Source organism: Geobacillus sp. ZGt-1 (genome assembly GCF_001026865.1).
Classification (GTDB): domain Bacteria; phylum Bacillota; class Bacilli; order Bacillales; family Anoxybacillaceae; genus Geobacillus; species Geobacillus thermoleovorans.
The window spans coordinates 55,698-59,179 of the sequence record NZ_LDPD01000026.1 but is presented as its reverse complement, the minus strand read 5'-3'; the positions used below and the strand labels follow the sequence as shown (position 1 = coordinate 59,179).

Here is a 3,482-nt window from a genome sequence, read left to right as displayed (position 1 = left end):
CGTCAAAGGAGAAGTTGAAGCAAGCAAATGGATGGTAACATCAAACACGGCCTTGTGCCGCCATTCATGGCGGGCAAGGCCGTGTTTTTTGTCTCAATGATAGAGCGGAATATCTTTACAACGCGATCGCAGGCATCAAGGCCATGCCACCAACCGTGGTTCGGTCCAACGGACGAATTCACCAGTCCACGGTCGGGTTGTGATCGGCCGAGTGATGGTAGAAACGGTCGTTTTTCTAGGAACCCAAACCGAAACCGAACCGCCATTGACTTTGAATTCCCCCCATCCATCACTGTTGATGGTGACGGTGTCACTCCGGTTGCCGGTAAGGTCATAGAACACTTTTCCGGCGTGTTGTTTGCCAACGTACATCCATTTGCTTCCTCCCGGCCCATCGGTGATCAGTGCGGCCAGTCCGGATCCTGGTTTTTCAGTGACCCCTTCCCTTGTCCACCCGATGATGTCGGAGTGATCAAGATAATCATGTTGCGTTCCGTAAGCATAATCCCTGCGCGCGATGAGGAGCGGATCGATTTTGCTTTTCAGCGAAGGAATGTTATATTGTGGAATGCCATAATAGTCACCATAAAAGACGCACGGGTATCCTTCCTGCCGAGTTAGAATAAAGGCGTAAGCCAACGGTTTGAACCATGGGTCGACCCATGACTGCAGCGCTTGGCCGGGTTCGGTGTCATGATTATCAACGAAGGTGACGGCCAATGTCGGTTGATCTTTCATGAGAGTATTGGTCATTAACGTGCGCATATCAAATGCGCCCCCTGATTTGGAAGCGGTATAAAATTTGTTGTGTAACGGGGCATCAAACAAAGACATCGTTCCGTTTGTTTTCGTAATGTAATTGTGCAACTTGTTGATGTCATAGCTCCAATATTCCCCGACGGTAAATAGCGGCTTGCCAGTCTGAGAACGCACATACGACAACCAATCAGGAAAAAAACTGAACTTAATATGCTTGACGGCATCAAGCCGGAACCCATCAATGTTCGTTGTGTTGACATACCATTTCCCCCAGTTTTTCAGCTCGGTCACGACTTCGGGATGATCCATATCAAGGTCGGCATACATTAAGTAGTCATAGTTTCCGTTTTCCGTGTCTACTTCCCAATCCCACGCTTTGCCGATGCCGCGGAACAATCAACGCCGTCAAAATGGTACCAGCGCCACTTAAAGCTGGAGTAGGTGTTGCCCCGCCCGGGAAAATCAAATTTCGTCCATGCTTGGATTTGATAGGTGCCCGAGATTTCTTGGTTGCGGTCGGACGGATTGACTTCGACGGCGTCCACCCATTCCGTGCCGTCAGCGCCGCCTTTATGGTCGAACACGACATCGGCGTACACTTGCATTCCAGCGGCGTGGGCGGCTTGAATGGCTTGAAGATATTGAGCTTTTGTTCCGTATTTTGTGCGGACGGTCCCTTTTTGATTGAATTCGCCGAGGTCATACAAGTCGTATACTCCGTACCCTACGTCGCTGCGGCTTGTTCCTTTGTAAGCGGGCGGCAGCCAAAGAGCGGTGATGCCAAGGCTGGATAAGTTGTTGGCTTCATTGGCCACTTTGGTCCATAACGTGCCATCATCCGGCAAGTACCATTCAAAATACTGCATCATGGTGCCGTTAAACGGTGCGGCAGCCTTGGCGGGCTGTCCTGTTGGGCAGAACAGCGAGGCAGTGAGCAAAAACGCGAGCAGGAACATCCATCCTTTTCGAATGATGCGGTGAAACGTTAGCACAATGCCCTTCCCCCTTAATCAAATGTTACATTCGACGGTTTGGCTTCCAAAAAATTAAGGGAAACGATTGCATAAAAAGAGTAAAAAGGGAGCAAACCCTCGAACGTTTACGTCTATTATAATTTTTATTTGTAATCGTTTTCAATATCGAATTTAAACAATTTTGAGTTTGACACGAATGGAAAATAGAACAACGGAACGATTCGTTTTTCAACATGGGGAAAATATAGTTGAAATATTCTGTTTATTCGTATAAGATAAAGATTGATGAAATCGTTTGCATCAACCATTTTGTGCAAACGATTGCACAAAGAATATAAAAAGGAAAGGAGAGAAGGAAGTTGGCCAAACAAAGGAGAAGGGAGCGGGGGATGATCAAGAGGGCAAGGAGAATGCTATCATTGGTTTTGGCATCGGTGTTGTTGCTGGCATTGACTCCTTTCCAGGCGGTTGCCGCTGCGAACGAGGCAGGAAGTTCTAGCGCTCTAGGGAATGGAGCGCATCGGTGGACGGCCGAATCCACGGCCTCGCAACCACGGACGATCACGCTAGTCGGCAATTTGCAAGATGAGTTGGGCCATACGGCGGAATGGGATCCGGGGGCATTGGCGACGAGGATGCATGATGAAGGGAATGGGCTTTATACATTCACCGGGACGCTGCCAGCCGGGACCTATGAGTACAAAATTGCGGTCAACGGCAGCTGGGATGAAAATTACGGCGTCGGCGGCCGCAATGGCGCAAATCTGGTGTTGAAGCTGGATCGGCAAACCGAGGTGACGTTTTATTACAATGACCGGACGCATGCGATCGCTGATTCGACATGGTATACGGCGATTGCGAAGGAGAAACAGCCGCGTCTTGTCGGGACGGTGCTGCCGGCCATCGGCTATGAGGGGGAGAGCAACGGATGGACTCCGGGGACATCGACGGCGCTGTTGACCGATGATGATTTTGACTCGGTGTACACGTTTACGGCGCAGGTGCCGAAAGGATCGTATGAATATAAAATTGTCCTCGGAAACAATTGGAATGAGAGCTACCCACAAGAGAATGCACGCTTAAATGTTTTGGAAACGACGATCATTACATTCTTCTTCAATGCGAAAACAAAAGAGGTGTACACCGACTACAACCCCAATGGCTCTGACGGTGTTGTTCAGAAAGACCGATTAAAACACAATACATGGGATACGCTGTACCGCCAGCCGTTTGGTGCGGTGAAAGCGGGAACGAAGGTGACGCTTCGTCTGGCGGCGAAAAAAGGCGATTTGACGAAGGCGGATGTGTATGTGAAAAATGCGACGACCGGAACCGCCAAAGTCTACACGATGGAAAAAGTCGGCGTGCTCGGGGATGATGAATATTGGGAGGCTGCGTTTACCCCTTCTGCGCCGGGGGTATACGGTTATAAATTTATCGCTGTCGATGCCGGGATGAAGGCGGAATATGGTGAAGATACGAAAGAAGGACAATGGGGGAGGGCGGTCGACAAAAATGCGGGGCTGTTTCAGCTGACCGTCTATGATCCGAATTACAAAACACCAGATTGGATGAAAGAAGCGGTTGTGTATCAAATTTTCCCGGATCGGTTCTTTAATGGCAACCCTTCAAATGATAACAGCAAGCAGCAGGCACGCGGGGCGCAGCCGATTGAGCATCGCGATTGGTCGGATTTGCCCGATAATCCGCGCCTGAAAGGGACGAGCGGCTACGATGGCGACGGTGAAT

At 49.8% G+C, this 3,482-nt stretch carries 2 pseudogenes; one reads left to right on the top strand and one right to left on the bottom strand.

The features are described from left to right. Window positions 1-135: 135 nt before the first annotated feature. Window positions 136-1,715, bottom strand: a pseudogene (amyS, locus tag VU18_RS13895) (alpha-amylase). Between the two features lie 428 nt (window positions 1,716-2,143). Between amyS and VU18_RS20610 the strand changes: the two are divergent. Then, window positions 2,144-3,482: pseudogene (locus tag VU18_RS20610) on the top strand (amylopullulanase); the annotation flags it as partial.